Here is a 20,530-nt window from a genome sequence, read left to right on the forward strand (position 1 = left end):
GAGACCTCCGCCGCTTACCGTCGGGAAATGTTAATCCAGAATAATATGCGGAATAAACATTGAGGTATCTTTGGTGATGTATCCGACATCTTCCCGGATGGTTAATCCGGCGGGCTCGTCATTGATGAGCCAACTGCCGATCAGCATATGGTTGTGACCAAAGCGAGGCAGCTGCGTATATTGCTGCACAATATAGCCTTCTTCCCCATATGGGCCGGGCTCATGCTGCAGGATCTGGCCCGCGCGGTGAACACTGATATTGGAGCCTTCCCGGCTGAATATTGGCTTTTTCACAAAATCAGTCAGGCTGGCTGCTTTGGGATCATCGGCAAAGTACGTTGGCAGTAAGTTCGGGTGATTCGGAAACATCTCCCACAGCAGTGGCAGAATGGCTTTATTGGAGCTGATGCTCTTCCACATTGGCTCCAGCCAGTTCACATTGGCCGTTTTCAGATGAACGGCGTACTCCTCACGAAACATAAATTCCCAGGGATACAGCTTGAACATCCATCGGATCGGGTGATCATCCAGATCGGTAAATTCGCCGTCTTCGTTCACGCCAATATCTTCCACGTAAACGAACGCAATGTTCAGGCCGGCTTCTTTTGCACAATCTTCCAGATATTGCACTGTGTCTCTGTCTTCAATGCTGTCCCGGCAGCAGGCAAAGTGCAGTGTCTGACCGGGCTGATAGTTCCCCAATGCTGCCATTCGCTGAATCATGAGTTCCTGAATCAGGTTGAACTGATCCGCCCGTCGCGGCAGTTTACCGGCATTGACCTGATCTTCCAGCCACAACCACTGCCAGAAGCTGGCTTCATACAGTGAGGTTGGCGTATCGCTGTTAAATTCGAGAAGTTTGGCAGGCTGCTTTCCATCATAAGAAAAATCCAGTCGCCCGTATAAACTGGGTGCTTTCTGCTTCCAGGAGCTCGCAATCAGATCCCACATGTTTTCCGGGATCTGAAATTTACGCAGTAATTGTTCATCCCGGATCACGCGGTTTGTCGCTTCCAGACTCATTTCATGAAGCTCTGCGGTCGGGACTTCCAGATCTTTTTCAATTTGCTTCAGCGAGAACTGATAGTAGCGATCTTCCATCCAGTAAGGTTCGCCATCCAGTGTATGGAAGCGGAATCCAAACTCGTCGGCAAGGGTTTTCCAGTTGGGACGGGGCGTAATGGGTACCTGAATCATGATACTGCTCGAATATGAATAACTGGGCGATATTATTGTGCGCCTGCGTGCAGAAAGCAAAGTCCGGTTGTGACTGAAAAGACCGACTTGGATCCTGATCCCATTCTGTTGAAAGGAATATATATGACGTATACAATTCGTATATCAAACGTATAAGATGCGAGTCACAAAATGGGAATTGTTAAAATCTCGGAAGAACTTCACGAAGAGATCCGGAAAGCCAGTCAGACGATGTCACGCTCCATTAATGCTCAGGCTGAGTTTTGGATCAAAATCGGGTTGCTGGCAGAAATGAATCCGACACTCACTTATAACGAACTGATTCGTAAGCTATTACTGAGTGATGCGGTCTCGGTTCAGGAATTGATGCATGAACAAAATTAATCTGAAAACTGCGGAAGAAATTGAACTGATGCGGGAATCGGGGCGTTTACTGGCTTCGGTCTTCACTATGTTGGATGATTTTGTGGCTGCCGGTGTGTCGACTATGGCTATTAACGATCGGGTGGAAGCATTGATTACCGGCGAGCTTTCTGCGCGCCCGGCCAGTAAAGGCCAGTATGATTACCCTTACGTCCTGAACACGTCAATTAATGAAGTGGTTTGTCATGGCATGCCGGATGAGCAACGGCTACTGAAATCGGGAGATATCATTAACGTTGATATCACGTTAGAGAAAAACGGTTTTATTGCAGACTCCAGTAAAATGTACTGCATTGGTGAGGTTCAGCCGCATGCCATGCGTCTGGTGAAAAATACCTATGAAGCGATGTGGGAAGGGATTAAGCAGGTCAGACCGGGGGCGACGCTGGGCGACATTGGGTATGCCATTCAGAAGCATGCTGAGAGTCGTGGTTATTCTGTGGTTCGTGAATACTGCGGTCATGGCATCGGCCGGGAGATGCATGAAGACCCACAAGTGTTGCATGTGGGTTTGAAAGGACGTGGCTTAAAGTTACAGCCCGGGATGACCTTTACGATTGAACCGATGATCAATGAAGGCACGTTCAAAACCAAAACCCAAAAAGATGGCTGGACAGTTGTCACCAAAGATAAAAAGCTCTCGGCGCAATGGGAACATACGGTTCTGGTGACGGAAACCGGCTATGAAGTCCTGACGTTGCGACCGGAAGAAGTGGCGGCCTGAGTTCATCCGCTTGTCGGTCATCCGTATGAACTGATTTGATCCGCGTTGATTCCCCTTCATAAAACTGCTCTTGTTGCTTTTCCTCGCCAAACGCAGCATTGTCTGCATCTGTGCCGATTTGAAGCACAAGTGCATCAATCATCAAAAAGCTGACAAGGAAGGACATGAGCGCTGGTATTACATTGACGACGGCACCAACCGAAGAGGATATCGAAGCGATTCGCACGGGGTTACGTGCGCATAATCTGCCACATCTCGGGACCATCGACAGGCTGCCTGTCGCTTGTTTTTATCACGATCCGCAAGGGAAAAAACTGGGTGGTGTCAGTGGAATGGTATGGGGAAAATGGCTTCAAATTGATTTCCTCTGGGTTGATCCGTCTCTTCAGCATCAGGGCATTGGCCGCCAGCTACTGACGCAGATTGAACACCACGCCAAAGCGTGTGGATGCCATTCTGTACTGCTCGATACATTCAGTTTTCAGGCCCGTCCGTTCTACGAAAAGCAAGGATACCGCTGCGTGATGACGCTGGAGGATTTCCCGCAGAATGCGGACAAACATTATCTGGTGAAATCATTGGCGGGGGAGTTGTCGTGACTATTTTATCGACTGAGCGTCTGAATATCAGGCCGCTGACAGAGTCAGACGTTGATTTTATTTATGCCTTATACAACACCGCAGGATTTTTGCGGTTTGTCGGCGATAAGCAACTGCATACCCGGCAAGATGCCCAACGGTATCTGATCCAGCACTTAATCCGGCTTTACGAAGTCCCGGGCATGGGCTTGCTGCGGGTGAGCCTGAAATCGGATGATACACCCATTGGGATATGCGGCCTGATCAAGCGGGACTCACTGCAGGATATCGATTTGGGGTATGGCTATCTGCCTGAATATGAAGGATTGGGGTATGCGTTTGAAGCTGCCGGGTGTCTTCGGGATTTTGCAAAGCAACACATGAACCTGAAACGCTTGGTCGCGATCACAGATGCTCAGAATACGCGCTGTATTCAACTGCTGGCGCGGTTAGGATTTCAATTTGAGCACATTCAGGAAGATTTGCCGCAGGGTGGTCAACTGGCTTTGTATGGCGTTGCATTGTGAGTGAACTCAGGAGGAAGACCGTGTCAGAATCGATGACAGAAAGAGAAAAAATGATGGCTGGGCTGCCTTATAACGCCCGGGATGAAGCCTTGATTGCGGATCGCAAGGCCGCAAAATTGATGTGTCACCGTTTTAATCTGGCGGATCCGGGGGATATGGAAGCGCGGATGGCGATTTTAGCAACGCAGGTTCAATTCCAGGGCGATGCGCACATGGAACCCTCTTTCTACTGCGACTATGGTTACAACATCACGCTGGGAGACAATTTCTATTCCAACCACAATCTGACGATTCTGGATGTTTGCCCGGTACGCATTGGGAAGAATGCGTTTATCGGCCCGAATGTGATGATTTCTGCGGCGACACATCCGATTGATCCGATGGAACGCCTGCAAGCAGAAGATGGCGCGCCCATTTCAATTGGCGACAATGTGTGGCTTGGGGGAAATGTCAGTGTCTTGCCGGGCATTCGCATCGGTGATAATTGCGTGATTGGTGCGGGCAGTGTGGTCACGAAAGATATCCCGGACAACAGTGTTGCTGCCGGAAACCCGTGTCGGGTTTTACGAAGCATTACACCCTCTGAATCCGTTGCTGTTTCTGCGGACTGATTGATCTGAAGAGGAGCCATAGCGATGGTTACAGCGGTCCGAACACATCTGATGTTTGAAGGTGATGCCGAAGAGGCGATCAATCTTTATACCCGCTTATTCGAGTTTTCTGAGATCAAGTCGATTGATCGTTATGAAGACGGGGATGCCGCGGGAAAAATCCGGGTTGCTGTTTTCACCCTTGCAGGCCGGGAGTTTATGGCGATTGACTCCTTTGTGACGCATCAGTTCACGTTTACGCCAGCCATGTCGGTATTTGTGGATTGTGAGTCCATCGAGGAATTTGAGCGTGTTTATGCCGCTTTATCTGAAGGTGGTCATGCGCTGATGCCTGCTGAAAATTATGGTTTCAGCCAGCGTTTCGGCTGGTTGAACGACAGGTTTGGTGTGTCCTGGCAAATTAATCTGCCGTGAGTTAATCGGCCAGACGCAACTGGCCGATTGGGTGGATCCTAAGCCGTCGCGATTTCAGGGTCAGTGTCGCGTATGCTGACGGGATTGCAGATCAGGTCCGCGGCTTTTTCAGCGATTGCAATGGTTGGCGCATTGGTGTTGCCGCTGATGAGTGTCGGCATGATTGATGCGTCCACAACCCGTAAGTTTCTGATACCGTGAACTTTCAGTTCTGAGTCAACCACGGCCATGTCGTCATGCCCCATTTTACAGGTGCCCACCGGGTGAAAGACCAGGCCGATCCGTTGTTTGATTTGCTCGAAGATGGCCTCGTCGGATTCGGCGTCTGTGCCCGGGCTCAGTTCTTCTGCCCGGTAGTCATCAAACGCTGGCGCCGCCAGAATTTTGCGAAGCTGTCGGATTCCGTCAATTAAGACCTGTTTGTCTTCATCGTGCGAGAAGAAATTAAAATCAATCACGGGCGCTGCCGTGGGATCGGTGGAATGGAGCGTTACTGAACCGCTGCTTTTCGGGCGCAGAACACAGACATGACAGGCGTAACCATGCTGTGACATAAGTTTGAGGTCGCGACCGCTGTCGTCGAACAGGGCGGGCAGCATATGTAATTGGATATCCGGGCGGTCCAGGTCGTCGCGTGATTTCAGAAAGCCGCCCGCTTCTGACACGGGGCTTGAGAGTTTCCCTTCTTTTCGTCGGATATATTTCACGACTTCAGGCACCATCTTCATCAGGCCGCTGAACGATGTGGTCACGCCATCTTTTTTCCGGCTTTTCACCAGCACGCAGGCATCGACATGCTCTTGTAAATTCTGTCCGACGCCGGGCAGGTGGTGCAGACAGGGAATGCCATGCTGAGCCAGATGCGCCTGATCGCCAATGCCGGAGAGCATGAGCAATTGCGGGGAGTTGATTGCGCCACCACTGAGAAGAATTTCCTGGTTTGCATGGATGGTATGCGTTTGGCCTTGATGCAGGAAGGTGACAGCGACGGCCTGATGATCCTGAATGATGATTTTCTTCACCAGCGCACCCGTCAGCACCGTCAGGTTTTTGCGGGCCATGGCCGGATGTAAATAGGCGCGGGCAGCACCACATCGTTGACCCGCCTTGATGGTGCATTGATAAAATCCGACACCTTCCTGAGTTTCGCCGTTAAAATCCGGGTTGAAGGGGAAACCTGCTTCCAGACTGGCCTGAATGAAGGTACTCATCACAGGAAATTGCGGTTGGGGATCACTCACGTGCAAAGGGCCGCTGTCGCCATGATAGTCACAGCTGCCGCGTTCATTGCTTTCTGCTTTCTTGAAGTAGGGCAATAGGTCCTGATATCCCCAGCCCTGATTCCCCAGCGATGCCCAATGATCATAATCTTCTTTCTGTCCCCGGACATAGAGCATGGCATTCACGGATGAGCTGCCGCCCAGCGTTTTCCCCCGAGGTACAAAGACCGGTTGCCCGTGGCGAAGCGCAGGGTCTGAGGTCGCGTTGTAAGCCCAGTTATATTTTTTCGAGAACATAAAGCAGGCAAATGCGGCGGGCGTACTGACCAGTGGCGTCCGATCCGATGGACCCGCTTCAAGCACCAATACGGAATATTGGCCACTTTCAGATAAGCGGTTGGCAAGCACGCAGCCCGCAGATCCGGCGCCGATAACGATAAAGTCATAATGCGTATTCAATGTTGCCTCCTTGCACGAATGTCCAAATTTAACAAAGTCTTTGCATTATGGATGACAGGGAGCAACAAAAAAGTGCCTTCACAGATGTTTTGCAGAATATTTCATGGGGATGACAAATAACCCATTCAAAATCATTTATTTACACGTAAACGCTTGCTTTTGCACCGGATCACAATTCTTAACACTTATTCTCCTTCTTCAGTGCAACATCATGCATTGGGGATTAGGATCGTCCTTGTCGTCATTTGAACATCACGTGAATAAGGATGTCACTGTGTTGAAAATTGTGTCTGGTTTTGTTGCCTGTACGCTCTGGCTCATGATCGCGTTTTTCCCTGCTTTGTTTGGCGTATTACTGGCAGGTCCGGTTTGTTTGTTACTGGATGATCTGAACTTACAGATTGTGCTGTCTTTTTCTGCCATTGGGCTTGTGGTTGGGACCATTATCGCGGAACGGATTCGTGCGGGAGTCGGACTGTTTACATTCTGGGGAAGGTTGGTTTCTAATCCAGAACTCGATCGTTATTAATTCATTCAACGGACAGGGAATACTTCCCTGATCGAATCGTTTCCTGATCTGGCCGTTGTCTGCATTGCGCAGGGCCATTTCCGTCAACCCCTACCGAATGATTTCTTTTTGCCCATGCTTTCACAGGCTTGAATCACACATCTTCCCGATTGTTGCTGATGCAACTATCTTTGTCGTAGACAAATGCTTTTTATGGATCTGCCGATGGAGAAGCGATCCGCGATCAAGAGGAATGTGCTGATGTACGAAATGTTATTGGGTATGGATATCTCGGATGAGGATGGGTACAAGCAATATCGTCAGGAAATGCTTCCGATTTTGTCTTCATATGGTGGTCGTTTTGGATATGATTTTCAGGTTTCAGAAGTGCTGATCGCCCAAACGCCTGAGCCAATCAATCGCGTGTTTACCATTCAGTTCCCGGATGAGCATCAGAAGACCGCCTTTTTCAATGACCCAGCGTACCAGAAGGTGAAAGCGCAATTTTTTTCGCCATCAGTCCGTCATGTCACACTGATTGCGAGTTATGGACTGTGAATCGAGCATGATGTTTGGCGGGCCCTCCTCTGAAGAGGAGGAAACCGCCTTAGATTGTCCTGAGTGTGTTTCATCAGGATTGAATGTTTATTGATGTATCACGCATCCTGGTTGGCAGGGAGCGACCAGTCTTCCAGGGCACAGCTGTAACAGATATGATAGATAGCACCTTGACCGCCATTTCTGTCTTGATACTTTGTGAGTACCATAACGGTTGCACCTTGGTTGACTAAGTTCTGATAGTCATTCATGTCGATTGTAAAAGCACCCAAACTGATGTCATGCTTTAATTTATCTTGCTCACGTATCTCAATGGTGACTGGGCCATTGTCCAGAGGAAATCGGAAGTAATTGTGATACTCAGGCATAAAGATGAATTCCTCGTCATCATTCAATTTTATCACCTGACCATTTCCAGGGCAGAACCCTGCACCATCAGTGGATTGTTGGCCATCCCAGGTTTCCTGTAAATACACATCGTCGTCTCCTTCAATCGTATTGGCAAGCCATTCGGCGAGGCTGGCAACGGCAAGGATGACATCTGATGCGATGGCAAATGCTTCTGAAATGACTTCCGCTTTTGGTGTTTTTGCTTGACCAATAATTTCGCTTGCAGCACTTGCGACGTCTGAAGCTGCACCTGAAATATCATCAATCAATGCTTGATTACAGTTACTGGAACTTTTTTGGCAATATACCCCTAAGACACGCAATGAAGGGATTTTTTGAGAGAGTATTCTCCAATTGAGATCATAATTCGCATTTTCACCGGTGAAGTTGCTGTTATGCGTGCTGGTATCAGCATACTGGACTGAGTCTGTATAGATATAATTTTGGCCAATGACTTCATCTTTATCCGGGTTGCCTTCTTTGTCTTGCTCTCTCAATTCTATTTTTACGTAATCACCATATTCCAAGAGCAGATCAAGACTGACTTTTTTATATTTATCATCGCTGTCATTCATATCGAATGTATTACTTTCATCAGCGTTGGATGGCCAGGTTCCCCAATAGTCGTCATCAACCCATATTTTCATGTAAATTTCGTCGTGTCCTGATTCTCCGGTCGCTTTGTTGCAAATCAATTCGTCCAACTTCAGGGTTAGCGTTTTATTACTCATTGTTGATTCCTCTTTGGGGGATGACAAAAAATATGGCGTTTCTGTAAATGACACCGGTTTCAAATTTGGTGAAATTATGATTAGGTGGATTATATTTTCTGGATATGTGTTTTATTCTGAAATTAAATTAGATGGTTTGATAACTTAATACAGTTTTTTGAGTTTTCAACTGAAATAATTTGCACTGAAGTATGATGAATTATGCCATATGTAGATTTGTTCTATTATCAATGATGATATTGTTGCACTTAATTGATTGATGCATCAGTTTAATTGTCTGAAATGATTAGGATTTGTCAAACTTCATTGGTGATAGATATAGTATTTCAGCGGTGAATAGCGAAGTTTTTTGAATACTTATTCATATTTGTGGTGGCGGTAATGATGAGATGAGTTTTACTAGTTGGGAAACCGAACTCAATTTGAAGCTGTTGTTACATGATGTTTCAACATTGACTGTGAGGAAAGTCGGTGTATTGTTTTAATGCTGGCTCATACAGAGCCAGCATGTTCTCAGTGTTTATTGAGTCAGTTGAACGAATACCTTTGGGACGATGGGCTTAAGCCACTTTCGCCTCAAAGTGCTTCCCGAGCAATGCGTGGTAAAAGTCCTGGTCAGACAGGACGCCAACTAAGGTGTGTTTATCGCTGCCATTGCGTTCGGTCAGCAGCACGGGCTGACCCGTGCGATAGCGGATTTCCAGCGCATCCCGCATGGAGATGTCCGGGCTGGCTGTCACGATATCTGTTTGAGACAGGTGGTCGAGTTCATCGCCCTGCTGCCAGAGTTGCAGCGCCAGATCCTGTTCCTGACGGCGAGCCGCTAATACTTCTCCCGCATCATTGGTGTTCAGACGTGTGCCTTCATGGCGATTCAGAATCAGCATGTCTTCCAGGCTTTCCAGCTCGCTGGTTGGCGTCATCAGCGAGCGGCCACGGAGCACGTTCAGCGGATTGGTATGGGCGACAAAGTCTTTCACGTACTGTGTATTGGGCTTGAGGACGATGTCTTCCGGTTTCCCATGCTGAATCAGTTCACCGGATTCCATGATCGCGATGTTGTTACCGATTTTCAGCGCTTCGTCGAGATCGTGGCTGACAAAGACAATGGTCTTGTTGAGTTTGCGCTGAAGTTCCAGCAACTCATCCTGAAGCTGACTGCGGATCAATGGATCCAGTGCCGAAAACGGTTCATCCATCAGCAGGATGTCGCTGTCCATTGTAAACGCACGGGCCAGACCGACCCGCTGCTGCATCCCGCCAGACAGTTCGTGCGGGAATTTGTCTTTCCATTCAGCCAGACCAACCATCTCCAGTTTTTCCATGGCCCGGCGACGGCGTTCTGATTTGCTGATTCCCTGCATTTCCAACCCAAAAGCAGCATTGTCGAGCACGGTCAGCCAGGGCATCAGTGCAAATTTCTGGAACACCATGGAAATCCGTTCGGTGCGCATATGGCGCAGGGTGTTGGCATCACAGGAAGCCAGATCCACCATGCTGTCGCCATCCTGTACTTCCAGTTTACCGCGCGATACCGGGTTCAGGCCGTTGATGGCGCGCAGCAGGCTGGACTTACCGGAGCCCGATAAGCCCATCAGCACACAGATTTCACCCTGTGCCACATCCAGGCTGACTTTGTTCACGCCAACGACATCGCCGGTTTCATCAATAATTTCCTGACGGCTTTTGCCCTGATCCAGCAATGCCAGTGACTGCTCGGTATTTTTACCGAAGATCACGTCTAAATTTTCAATTCGAATGGCAGTCATGATTAGCCCTCCTGGTTTTTGCTGGCTGGGGTTTTACACAGGCGGTCGAGAATAATAGCGACCAGAACAATGGCCAGACCGGCCTCAAAGCCCTGCGAGATGTTCACGGTATTCAGCGCCCGAATGACAGGTTTACCCAGACCATCAGCACCTACCAGTGCAGCGATGACCACCATCGACAGAGACAGCATGATACATTGGGTTATCCCTGCCATGATGTTTGGCATTGCCGCCGGCAGTTCTACTTTGAACAGCAATTTGGAGCGGGTTGCACCGAAGGCCTGACCTGCTTCCAGCAGTTCTTCCGGCACGCGGCTGATCCCCAGATAGGTCAGTCGAATCGGAGCAGCAATGGCAAAAATAATGGTGGAGATGAGCCCGGGGACCACGCCCAGGCCAAACAGCACCAGGGTTGGGATCAGATACACAAAGGTTGGAATCGTCTGCATCAGATCCAGAATCGGGCGCATCAGGGTGTACAGCCAGGGGCGGTGCGCTGCCATGATCCCAATCGGCACGCCAACCAACACCGAAATTGAGGTGGCAGTGAGCACCAGCACGAAGGTTTCCAGCATTTCCGGCCAGTAACCCAGATTCAGAATCAGCAGCAGGGCGGCGACCACAAAAGCGGCCAGAGAGAAGCTGCGATGCAGCGCCCAGGCCAGTGCAGCGGTCATCAGAATCGGCACTGCGGGTGGCATCCACTTGAAGACATCGACCAGCATCATGATCAGAGATTCCAGGCTGTAGGAGATGGCGTCGAAAAAGCCGGCCGCATTGTAAGTCAGCCAGTCGACTAGGTTTGCCATCCATTCACCCAGTGGGATCTTATGATCGGTAATAAAATTCACATTAACTCCTTAAAAGGGGTACAACAAAAGCAGTTGCGGGCACCGGCAGACCGATGCCCGCAAAATAGGATTAAATATTCAGGTATTGCTTCACGGATTCAGTGCCGTTGCTGCCATCAACGGACTTCACGTTTTTCAGCCACTGATCCAGCACTTCCGGATGTGCTTGCAACCAGGCTTTTGCCGCAGCGGCTGGTTTTTTCTGTTCGTTGAGAATGTCACCCATCAGCTCGTTTTCCATCTCCAGGCTGAAGGTGAGGTTTTGCAGCAACTGGCCGACGTTCGGACAGGTTTTCATGTAGTCTTTGCGGACATTGGTGTAAACACTGGCACCGCCGTAGTTCGGACCGAAGAAGTCGTCACCGCCGGACAGGTATTCCAGATCAAAGTTGTTGTTCATCGGGTGCGGTGCCCAGCCCAGGAAGACCACCCACTGCTCGCGGTTCACGGCGCGTTTGACCTGAGAAACCATGCCAGCTTCACTTGATTCCACCAGACGGAATTCTTCCAGACCGAAAGCATTCTGGTCGATCATGTCCTGAATCAGACGGTTGCCGTCATTCCCCGGCTCAATGCCGTAGATACGGCCACGGAATTTATCTTCGAATTTCGCCAGATCGGCAAAGCTGCGGACCCCTGCGTCGTAAACATATTTCGGCACGGCCAGGGTATATTTTGCGCCTTCAAGGTTGGCACGGATGGTTTCGACCGTGCCGTTGTCACGGTACTTCGCGATATCGCCTTCCATGGTTGGCATCCAGTTGCCGAGAAAGACGTCGATGTCGCCATTGGCCATGGAAGAGTAGGTGACCGGGACAGACAGCAGCTGTGTTTTGGTTGTGTAGCCCAGACCTTTCAGGACTTCGCTGGTCACGGCTGTGGTGGCGGTAATGTCGGTCCAGCCAACATCAGAGAAACGTACAGTGTCGCACTGTGCTGCCATCACTGGCTGAGCGCCAGCAGCCAGAAGTGTTGCGATTGCAGTGTACTTGAGGGTCTTCTTCATTGTCGTCATGACTTGTCCTTTATCCATTTCGTTTGTGGTTCAGCCTCGTGTTCTGGTGAGGCGTGCATCGTAAGAGCTGGCCGTTCCTGAAATCAGGGGTGAGCCGGCCCGGTGGTGGTGAAGTTCACCACCACGAAAGGTGTATGTTCTGATAGCTGTCGCGTTAGCTTATGTCAGCGGTTTCAGGCGCTTTACTGCGCTGTGCTTCCTGCCAGTTGTCTGCGATCCAGACGGGGACATGAGCTGCAGGCAGGGCGGGTTTGCCCAGAATTTTATCGGCGGCCTTTTCGGCCACCATGATGGTGGGTGCGTTCAGGTTGCCGTTCGGGATCGTGGGGAATACGGATGAGTCCACCACGCGCAGGTTGTTGATACCGCGGACCTGACAGTCACTGTTCAGCACGGCCATGACATCGTCGTCGCTGCCCATTTTGCAGGTGCAGGACGGGTGATAGGCACTCTCGACATTCTCGCGAACCCAGGCGTCAATGGCTTCATCACTCTGAATCGCTTCACCCGGCTGGATCTCTTGTCCGCGATAGGCAGACATGGCTGGTTGGGTCAGAATCTCACGGGTCAGGCGGATGGTATCGCGCCAGTCCTGCTTATCCTGTTCGGTGCTGATGTAGTTGAATTCAATGCCCGGTTTGGCTTTCGGATCGGCAGAAGTCACCCAGATCCGGCCGCGGCTCTCTGGCTTGTTCGGGCCGACATGGACCTGAAATCCATGACCGTCGAACGCGGCCTGACCGTCGTAACGCATTGCGGCGGGCAGGAAGTGATACTGCACATTCGGCCACTTCAGACCCGCGCGGGAGCGAATAAAGGCACAGGATTCAAAGTGGTTGGTTGCGCCCAGGCCGTCTTTGAACAGAATCCAGCGGGTGCCGATCAAGCCTTTGCTGATCAGGCCCAGTTTGCTGTTCAACGTGACCGGTGCTTTACATTCATACTGGAAATAGACTTCCAGGTGATCCTGCAGGTTTTCGCCCACGCCCGGCAGCTCATGCTGAACCGGGATACCGGCATCTTCCAGTACCGCTTTCGGACCAATGCCGGACAGTTGCAGTAATTGCGGCGAACCGACAGAACCGGCAGATAAGATGACCTCTTTGCGTGCTGTCGCTGACTGGACTTTTCCGCCACGCTCAAATTCGATTCCGGTGGCCTGTTTGCCTTCCAGCAGGACTTTCCGGCTCAGGACACCAGTCAGTACCGTTAAATTGCTGCGCTTCATGGCACGGCGCAGGTAAGCATTGGAGGTTGAAGCCCGGACACCGTTGTCGACGGTCATGTGCATCGGGCCGAAACCTTCCTGCTGATAGCCGTTGTAATCGTCCGTTGCCGGGTAACCAGCCTGCTGGCCTGCATCAATAAAAGCCTGATACAGCGGGTTCAGCGCCATATCGTTTCCGTTGCAGGTGGCAACCGGCCCCCGGTCGCCCCGGTAGGCATCTTCGCCGCCTTTCCAGTTTTCAGCCCGGCGGAAGTAAGGCAGACAGTCGCGGTAGCTCCAGCCGGTCGCACCGTGGGCTTCCCATTCATCAAAGTCGCAGGCGTGGCCGCGAACGTACACCATACCGTTGATGGACGAGCTGCCACCCAGGACTTTTCCGCGCGGACAATGCAACTGGCGTCCGTCGAGGCCGGTTTCAGGCTGGGTTTCAAACTGCCAGGCATACTTATCGCTGTTCATCGGGTACGACAGCGCCGTTGGCATCTGAATGAAAATGCTCTTGTCGCTGCCACCGGCTTCCAGCAGCAGCACCTGATGCGCGCCGCTTTCGGTCAGGCGATCGGCCAGCACACAACCTGCTGAACCGGCACCGACAATGATGTAATCAAATTCTTGCTTCATGGCGTTCCCTTTACGTCTGTTCTCTTTGGCTTGGCGTGCTTTGTCCAGATAAGTGGTTACAGGTAAGGGCATTCAAGATCACCCAGTTCGATCAGCACGCTCTTGGTCTGAGTGTAATGATTCAGGGTTTCCAGACCGTTTTCGCGACCGACGCCTGAGTGCTTGTACCCACCTACCGGCATTTCAGCAGGAGAGCCACCCCAGGTATTGATCCAGCAAATCCCGGCTTCAATCTGAGCAATCAGGCGGTGGGCGCGTGACAGATTCTGGGTAAAAATACCCGCTGCCAGTCCGTAATCGGTGTCGTTGGCACGACGAATCACTTCGTCTTCCTCATGGAAACGCAGCACTGACATCACTGGGCCAAAAATTTCTTCTCTGACTTGTGGCATGTCATCGGTGCAGTCCGCAAAAATGGTCGGCGCAACGAAGTTGCCTTTGTCCAGCCCGTTTTCTGTGACGCGGTGGCCACCAGCCAGCAAACGAGCCCCCGACTGTTTTCCGGCTTCAATAAAGCCCAGCACTTTTTCCAGATGCTCGGTAGAGATCAGAGCGCCGATTTGGGTATTGATGTCGCTCGGATCGCCGACTTTCAGCTTGGCCGTTCGCATTGTCAGACGATTGAGAAACTCGTCGTAAACGGCATCGTGGACGAAAACTCGGGTGCCGTGAGTACACACTTCGCCCTGAGTGTAAAAATTTGCCATCATGGCTGCGGAAACTGCGTTATCCAGCTGTGCATCGTCAAAGACGATCAGCGGCGATTTTCCGCCCAGTTCCATGGTGACATCTTTCAGGGTACCGGCGGCATCAGCCATGACCTTTTTGCCGGTGCCGCATTCGCCGGTAAAGGAAACTTTGGCGATTTCAGGATGACGGGACAGCATCTGACCGACACGGTAATCGCCCTGTACCACGTTAAACACGCCATCCGGCACACCAGCCTCGGTGTAGATTTCCGCCAGTTTCAGGGCGGTCAGCGGGGTTTCTTCAGACGGTTTGAAAATCATGGCATTCCCGGCTGCCAGCGCAGGGGCAGATTTCCACATTGCGATTTGAATCGGGTAGTTCCAGGCACCGATACCGGCACAAATGCCCAGCGGTTCACGACGGGTATAGAAAAACTGACCGTGGCCGAGATCCTGTTGCTGACCCGAAAGACTGGCTGCCAGACCGGCATAATATTCAATCACATCCGCACCAGTAACAATGTCGACTTCCAGCGCTTCCTGCATTGGCTTGCCCGTGTCCTGCACTTCAAGCGCTGCTAATTCATCGTTACGTTCCCGCAGTAAAGCCACCGCTTTCATCAGGATCCGGCCACGTTCCGCACCGCTCATGGCAGACCAGATCGCGAAACCTTCTTTGGCCGAGGCAATGGCACGGGCCATGTCTGCCTCAGCTGCCTGACCCATCTGGGCGATCACTTCGCCGGTCGCTGGATTGCGGGTTTCGAACTGCTCACCTGAAGTGGCTTGCGTAGCTTGTCCGTGAATGTACAGGGATGTCATTGTCATACTGCTACTGTGCTCCTGTGTCGTGGCTGATACGGTTTCATCAGCCCCAAGATTGAAATTGTGTGTGTGGAAAGCGCGGGTCTTACAAATAGGGCGCCAGCTGCTTTTCCAGATAATCGGTAATGATGGCTTGAGCCTGCTCTGCGCTGATGCCACCCGGAGTGAGTGCGCCCCGAAGCCAGATTCCATCAATGAGTGCTGCGGTTCCCTGCGCGACAAACAGTGCTTTTTCGGCGGGCAGGACCTGCTTGAGTTCGCGCCTTAAATGCGAGAGCAGGCGCTTTTCATTCACGCGTTGCAGGCGGTGTAATTGCGGGTCGTGCATGGCTTGTGCCCAGAAAGACAACCAGGTTTTGACCACTTTGCTGTCCACCTGATAGCCGTCGAAGTTTCCGGCGACAATGGCTTTGATTCGTCCCTGAATATCGGATGGCTCTACCTGAGACAAGTGTTCCATCACGGTGTGGGATAACTGACGCAAGACGGACCGCATGGTTTCTTCCAGCAAGCCGTGTTTACCGCCAAAGTAATGGTTGATGATGCCTGGGGATACGCCGGCTTTTCTGCTGATCAGCGCCACACTTGCACCTGCCAGCCCCACCTCATCGATGGCGGCCATGGTGGCTTCCACAAGCTGTGGTTTTCGGATTTCCGGCATTCCAACTTTGGGCATGAACAGTCACCAATTCTTTTTTGATTGAACGTTTAATTAAAAACAAGATGGCATAGGAATTGATTAAAGTCAAAAAATGTTTAGGGTTGTAATGTTTGGTCGTGTAATGAGTTTGGCTTGGATTTTATTTTAAGTTGTTGTTTTTGCGGTTTTATTCATGTGGTGCATGATTTCAAAATATGAATGACAAAGGAATTCGTTTTGCAGTCAAATCTTTCGTGTTTTTAAGGGAATTCTCATGTCTGTAAAATCCTTAAAAATCACTAACTTTGTTCCTAATGTTGGAAAGATTGAATAGTTTTGACCTCATGTTGACAATTTTGGGTTGTCCATTTTTGACAATGCATGCTCTTTTTTGCTGCTCAACAATGGTGCGAAGATGAGTCATCAACGATCATGCTGGAAATCAGCCGCGGCCCTCCTTGTGTTTTTTGGGCTGTCTGGTTGCGGCGGAGGCAGTGAAGCCTCAGACAAAAATCAGTTACAGGAACGAGATTCTGCGGCCCAAGAGAATGATTCAGGGAGTGAAAGCGCATTTCCATCAACGGGAGACGGCACGGGCCCGGTCCCGGTTGAGAATTCGGTCAGCGACAATACGATTGAAGTGGATGGCCAGGTATACACCGATCTGGCATCTGCCGAAGCGGCCATTCTGGCTGGCAGCCAGGTGGTGATTGGCAATGGTGTTTACAGCCGTGGTTTGAAAATCCAGCCGGATAATGTGACTGTCATCGGGAGTGGCGAGACCCATTTTAAAGGGGCGCAACTGATGGGCAAAGCGACCTTTATCGTAAACGGACATGGCGTCAGGATTGAAAATATCGAATGCAGTCAGGTGAGTGTGCCCGATCAAAACGGTGCCTGTGTCCGGCAACAAGGTCGGGATCTGGTGTTGTCACAGGTGTATTTTCATGACAGCGAACAAGGCGTTTTGTCGGCTTCAGGTACCGGTAGTCTGACCATTGAACATAGTGTTTTTGAGCGTTTAGGAAAAGCGGGCCGTGCTCATGCGGTTTACAGTAATAATGACAGCCTGACGATTCGCTACAGCCGATTTTACAGTTCGAAAGATCAAGGGCATGAAATCAAGAGCCGCGCGAAATATACGCTGATTGAATACAGTGAAATTGCGTCGCTGAGCGGTGATGACAGCCGGTTGGTCGATGCGCCGAATGGCGGCGAGCTTGTGATTCGCGACAGCGTGCTGGAGCAGGGGCCAAATTCAGCAAACCGACAATTGATTGGTTTTGGATTGGAAGCGGCGTATGACGCCACTCAGAGCAATCGTGTCACACTCAGCAATAATGTCATCATTTTAGACCGTCCTGCCGGAAGTCAGCTGCTGGCACTCCCTGCGGCTGGTGGGTTCGAACTGAGTGTCAGCCAGAACGAGATCGTGGGCAGTGCCCCTGTGGATAAAGCGGATTATGTGTCGGAAAACACCTTCTATGACACACGCGCTGCGTATGGATTATCCGAGTTTCCGGCATTGCCAGAGACGGGGTTTTAATCCCAAAAAACTGACAAGTCCTGCTTAAAAATCTTCAAAACCCGGCGATCCTGTCGGGTATTGTTGTCTTAATAATCAGAAAACGCCCGAGACCAACCCCTGCTACTGTTTTCATTAGGCGCACAAGCGGTATTGCCCTTATTTCCTCGACGAATAATCAGAACGCAGTGGTTGGCAGGGGTGTAACCATGAAATACTCACATGTCTTTTTGATGGCATTGGCGTTGACAATGCTGGGCGGCTGTAATGATGATGACGATCCCGTGGCAGGAAGCGATACGCCATCACCTTCTACTCCCGGTGATCCCGTTGGAGATAACCCGGGAAATCCGCCTCCCGGTGGTGAAGAGCCAACACCGGACCCTGATCCGGAACCGGTTCCGGAGCCCAGAGTGGATATTGATGGCTTACCTTTACCGGATACAGAAACAAGTCCGGATTATGAAGGCTATGTTGCGGGACAGCCTGATTATTACACTTCGATTTCCAGCACTGGTTTTCAGAACATTCGTTTTCGTAGTGTGGCAACAGAAGACAATACACCACGGGACAACGAGCTGCGCAATCCGGTGGCAAAACTGGGCCGCATTCTGTTTTATGATGTGCGGCTATCGGCAAATAACACCAAGTCATGCGCTTCTTGTCATCAGCAGGAGCATGGCTTTACCGACCCGGCACAATTGAGCGTTGGCTTTGAAGGTGGGCATACGGGCCGGAACTCCATGGGGCTCAGTAATGCCCGATATTACGATCCAGGGCGTTTTTTCTGGGATGAACGGGCAGCGACGTTGGAAGAACAAGCTCTGATGCCGATTCAGGACCCGGTTGAAATGGGCATGAACCTGTTCGATCTGGAAACCAAACTGGGACTGACCAGTTTTTACGGCCAGCTGTTTACTGACGCCTTCGGCGATGAAGCAATCACCAGCCAGAGAATGGCGCTGGCAATGGCGCAATTCATGCGGTCGATGGTGAGCTATGAATCTAAGTTTGATCAGGCCGTGCAGGCTGAACTGAATAATGATCCCAACCCTGTACTCAGCGCACAGGAACAACGGGGCTTGGTTTTATTTGAAGATTTGAATTGCACTAGTTGCCACACCACCATGGCATTTGTGATGGACAGAAATCATAACAATGGTTCGGTCTCCAATAACGACCCGGATCAGGGGGTCGGCGGTAATCTGGCAGGTTTCTTCAAAACCGGCTCACTGCGGAATATTGCTGTGGGTGCACCGTTCTTTCACGATGGGAACCTGCCGGATTTGATGTCTGTGATCGAGTTTTATAATAGCGGAGTGAAGAACCACAATAATCTTAGCCCGGATCTCCGAGACCGCACCGGACGCCCGGTCCGGATGAATCTGACGCAGGCAGACAAAGAGGCGTTGGTCGCATTTCTGGAAACCCTGACCGATGAGGGCTTCCTGAGTAATCCGATCTTCAGCGACCCTTTCCCGCCCACGACGCCGGATGAATCTGAGGCTGGGGAAACAGCGCCTTAAAGAAGAACGGCGCTGCGCTGTAAAAAACAGTCCTCCGACAATCAGGGGGACTGTTCTGATGGATTAACCAATTGCCAGCGTGGCCGAGGGGTAGCGGATGTGGCTGCTTTTGGGGCTGGCGAGCAGATAGGCGAGGGTTAACGGGCCAAGCCTTCCTGCGAACATCATGAAAATGATGATGCATTCGCCTGCCGGTGACAGTGCCCCGGTCAGTCCTCTGGATAACCCGACGGTGCCCAGCGCGGATACGGCTTCAAAAACGACATCCAGAAATGGCGCGTCTTCGGTCAGCATCAGCAGAAAGATGGAGAACCAGACGGCAGCACAGGAAATCAGGGTCAGCGCCAGTGCTTTCTGAACGGTTTTCGGCTGAATCTGGCGCTGGCCAAGGTTCATCACATCCTGTCGCTTCAGAAACTGAACCGTGGCAACCAGCAGGACGATAAAAGTGACGACTTTAATGCCGCTGGCTGTGCTCAGCGAGCCGCCGCCAATGAACATCAGCAGCAGCATCAGCACTGTGGTTGCATCTTCGAGCTGATCAATCGGCAGCGTATTAAATCCGGCGGTTCTTGGTGTCACGGCCTGAAACCAGGCTGCCAGCCATTGCGCAGAATCAGAAAGAGGTGCCAGTGTTGCCGGATTGTCCCGCTCGATCAGGTAGATTGCCAGCAGTGCCAGTAAATTGATCATCACAGTTCCGCTGATCATTAACCGGCTGTACAGCGACAAACGGTGCCAGCGCCGCTGTCGCCAGAGATCCATCCAGACTGCAAAACCAAGGCCGCCGGTGATGAAAAGCCCGGTGATGGTCAGATTCACCACCCGATCCCCCACATAAGGCATCAGGCTGTCCGGATGCAGCGCAAATCCGGCGTTGTTGAATGCGGAAATGGTGTAGAAAAAACCATGGAACAGCGCCGTCGGCCAGCCCAGTTCAGGCTGCCAGTGGAACGCGAGGATCACCATGCCCATCGCTTCGACCGTGAACGCAAAAATCAGCACAGATTTTGCCGTTGCCACCAGCATCGAGGTATCCGTCTGGTTAAACGCTTCTTTGGCAATGTTTTGTTGAAGAAACCCGATTTTTCCGCCTAGTGTAATGAGGGTAACGACGGCGAATGTCATGATGCCCAATCCGCCGAGCTGAATGAGCAGTGCGATCACGATCTGGCCGAACAGGGTAAAGGCACTGCCGGTGTCCACAACAACCAGCCCGGTGACGGTGACCGCTGATGTCGCTGTAAATAAACTTTGAAGCCAGCCGATTGGTGCTGTGGTGGCGATGGGAAGTTTTAAAAGGAGTGTGCCCGCCAGAATCAGAAATAAAAAACAGCCTGAAAGAATGAAAGGCGGGGCTGCCTGAATTTTGCGGGCTGCCTTGGGTTTTCGTGCCAGTGGCGAAACAGCAGGATGCCATTGAATCATAATGTTAATCCTTGAACAGAAGCCTGCAGAACAGGCTTGACATGAAACTGCGTTTAAAGAAGCACCTTCATTT

The 20,530-nt window shown here is 51.1% G+C and carries 20 protein-coding genes; 10 read left to right on the forward strand and 10 right to left on the reverse strand.

Annotated elements, in window-relative coordinates:
* Positions 1–30: 30 nt before the first annotated feature.
* Positions 31–1,197 (reverse strand): glutathionylspermidine synthase family protein, encoded by a 1,167-nt coding sequence (locus tag KDD30_RS17200; RefSeq protein ID WP_211651244.1) that lies wholly within the window; start codon positions 1,195–1,197, stop codon positions 31–33.
* A gap of 171 nt (positions 1,198–1,368) precedes the next feature.
* Between KDD30_RS17200 and KDD30_RS17205 the strand changes: the two genes are divergently transcribed.
* From KDD30_RS17205 to KDD30_RS17230, 6 genes are all read left to right on the forward strand, one after another.
* Positions 1,369–1,581: a ParD-like family protein gene (locus tag KDD30_RS17205; RefSeq protein ID WP_211651245.1), complete on the forward strand. Its 213-nt coding sequence runs from the start codon at positions 1,369–1,371 to the stop codon at positions 1,579–1,581.
* Positions 1,568–2,344 carry a type I methionyl aminopeptidase gene (map, locus tag KDD30_RS17210; RefSeq protein WP_211651246.1) on the forward strand — a complete coding sequence of 259 codons (777 nt, stop codon included), beginning with the start codon at positions 1,568–1,570 and terminating at the stop codon, positions 2,342–2,344. The genes KDD30_RS17205 and map overlap by 14 nt, the downstream gene beginning before the upstream one ends.
* A gap of 164 nt (positions 2,345–2,508) precedes the next feature.
* A complete protein-coding gene (locus tag KDD30_RS17215; protein ID WP_211651247.1) occupies positions 2,509–2,943 on the forward strand; it encodes an N-acetyltransferase in 435 nt (144 codons plus the stop codon).
* A complete protein-coding gene (locus KDD30_RS17220; RefSeq protein WP_211651248.1) occupies positions 2,940–3,449 on the forward strand; it encodes a GNAT family N-acetyltransferase in 510 nt (169 codons plus the stop codon). The genes KDD30_RS17215 and KDD30_RS17220 overlap by 4 nt, the downstream gene beginning before the upstream one ends.
* A gap of 32 nt (positions 3,450–3,481) precedes the next feature.
* On the forward strand, positions 3,482–4,060 hold the full coding sequence (locus KDD30_RS17225; protein WP_211651858.1) for a sugar O-acetyltransferase: 579 nt from the start codon (positions 3,482–3,484) through the stop codon (positions 4,058–4,060).
* A gap of 24 nt (positions 4,061–4,084) precedes the next feature.
* Entirely contained in the window at positions 4,085–4,474 is a 390-nt protein-coding gene (locus KDD30_RS17230) for a VOC family protein (RefSeq protein WP_211651249.1), read from the forward strand.
* Positions 4,475–4,512: 38 nt separating this feature from the next.
* On the opposite strand, the gene KDD30_RS17235 is transcribed toward KDD30_RS17230, so the two are convergent.
* Complete coding sequence (locus tag KDD30_RS17235) at positions 4,513–6,153, reverse strand: GMC family oxidoreductase (RefSeq protein WP_211651250.1); 1,641 nt, start codon at positions 6,151–6,153, stop codon at positions 4,513–4,515.
* A gap of 274 nt (positions 6,154–6,427) precedes the next feature.
* On the opposite strand from KDD30_RS17235, the gene KDD30_RS17240 reads away from it, so the two are divergent.
* Together KDD30_RS17240 and KDD30_RS17245 are read left to right on the forward strand one after the other, a co-directional pair.
* Positions 6,428–6,682 carry a hypothetical protein gene (locus KDD30_RS17240; protein WP_211651251.1) on the forward strand — a complete coding sequence of 85 codons (255 nt, stop codon included), beginning with the start codon at positions 6,428–6,430 and terminating at the stop codon, positions 6,680–6,682.
* A 240-nt stretch (positions 6,683–6,922) separates the two neighbouring features.
* Positions 6,923–7,219 (forward strand): DUF1330 domain-containing protein, encoded by a 297-nt coding sequence (locus KDD30_RS17245; protein WP_211651252.1) that lies wholly within the window; start codon positions 6,923–6,925, stop codon positions 7,217–7,219.
* A gap of 98 nt (positions 7,220–7,317) precedes the next feature.
* Here KDD30_RS17245 and KDD30_RS17250 read toward each other — a convergent pair whose 3' ends face one another.
* From KDD30_RS17250 to betI, 7 genes are all read right to left on the reverse strand, one after another.
* Positions 7,318–8,340, reverse strand: a complete 1,023-nt coding sequence (locus tag KDD30_RS17250) for a hypothetical protein (RefSeq protein ID WP_211651253.1) — start codon at positions 8,338–8,340, stop codon at positions 7,318–7,320.
* A gap of 560 nt (positions 8,341–8,900) precedes the next feature.
* Positions 8,901–10,109 (reverse strand): choline ABC transporter ATP-binding protein, encoded by a 1,209-nt coding sequence (gene choV / locus KDD30_RS17255; RefSeq protein ID WP_211651254.1) that lies wholly within the window; start codon positions 10,107–10,109, stop codon positions 8,901–8,903.
* 2 nt (positions 10,110–10,111) lie between these two features.
* The gene (gene choW, locus KDD30_RS17260; RefSeq protein WP_211651255.1) at positions 10,112–10,960 is read right to left on the reverse strand and encodes a choline ABC transporter permease subunit; all 849 of its coding nucleotides are present in this window, start codon (positions 10,958–10,960) and stop codon (positions 10,112–10,114) included.
* A gap of 70 nt (positions 10,961–11,030) precedes the next feature.
* The gene (locus KDD30_RS17265; RefSeq protein ID WP_211651256.1) at positions 11,031–11,975 is read right to left on the reverse strand and encodes a choline ABC transporter substrate-binding protein; all 945 of its coding nucleotides are present in this window, start codon (positions 11,973–11,975) and stop codon (positions 11,031–11,033) included.
* Positions 11,976–12,129: 154 nt separating this feature from the next.
* On the reverse strand, positions 12,130–13,824 hold the full coding sequence (betA, locus tag KDD30_RS17270; protein ID WP_211651859.1) for a choline dehydrogenase: 1,695 nt from the start codon (positions 13,822–13,824) through the stop codon (positions 12,130–12,132).
* 56 nt (positions 13,825–13,880) lie between these two features.
* On the reverse strand, positions 13,881–15,341 hold the full coding sequence (gene betB, locus KDD30_RS17275; protein ID WP_211651257.1) for a betaine-aldehyde dehydrogenase: 1,461 nt from the start codon (positions 15,339–15,341) through the stop codon (positions 13,881–13,883).
* Positions 15,342–15,423: 82 nt separating this feature from the next.
* On the reverse strand, positions 15,424–16,014 hold the full coding sequence (gene betI / locus KDD30_RS17280) for a transcriptional regulator BetI (RefSeq protein WP_211651258.1): 591 nt from the start codon (positions 16,012–16,014) through the stop codon (positions 15,424–15,426).
* A 379-nt stretch (positions 16,015–16,393) separates the two neighbouring features.
* Here betI and KDD30_RS17285 point away from each other — a divergent pair, with 379 nt between their 5' ends.
* On the forward strand, positions 16,394–17,524 hold the full coding sequence (locus KDD30_RS17285; RefSeq protein WP_211651259.1) for a hypothetical protein: 1,131 nt from the start codon (positions 16,394–16,396) through the stop codon (positions 17,522–17,524).
* Between the two features lie 188 nt (positions 17,525–17,712).
* Complete coding sequence (locus tag KDD30_RS17290) at positions 17,713–19,029, forward strand: cytochrome-c peroxidase (protein ID WP_249199401.1); 1,317 nt, start codon at positions 17,713–17,715, stop codon at positions 19,027–19,029.
* 63 nt (positions 19,030–19,092) lie between these two features.
* Here KDD30_RS17290 and KDD30_RS17295 read toward each other — a convergent pair whose 3' ends face one another.
* Positions 19,093–20,457 carry a TrkH family potassium uptake protein gene (locus KDD30_RS17295; RefSeq protein WP_211651260.1) on the reverse strand — a complete coding sequence of 455 codons (1,365 nt, stop codon included), beginning with the start codon at positions 20,455–20,457 and terminating at the stop codon, positions 19,093–19,095.
* Between the last annotated feature and the right edge of the window lie 73 nt (positions 20,458–20,530).

The organism is Photobacterium sp. GJ3 (assembly GCF_018199995.1).
In the GTDB taxonomy this organism is placed as follows: Bacteria; Pseudomonadota; Gammaproteobacteria; order Enterobacterales; family Vibrionaceae; genus Photobacterium.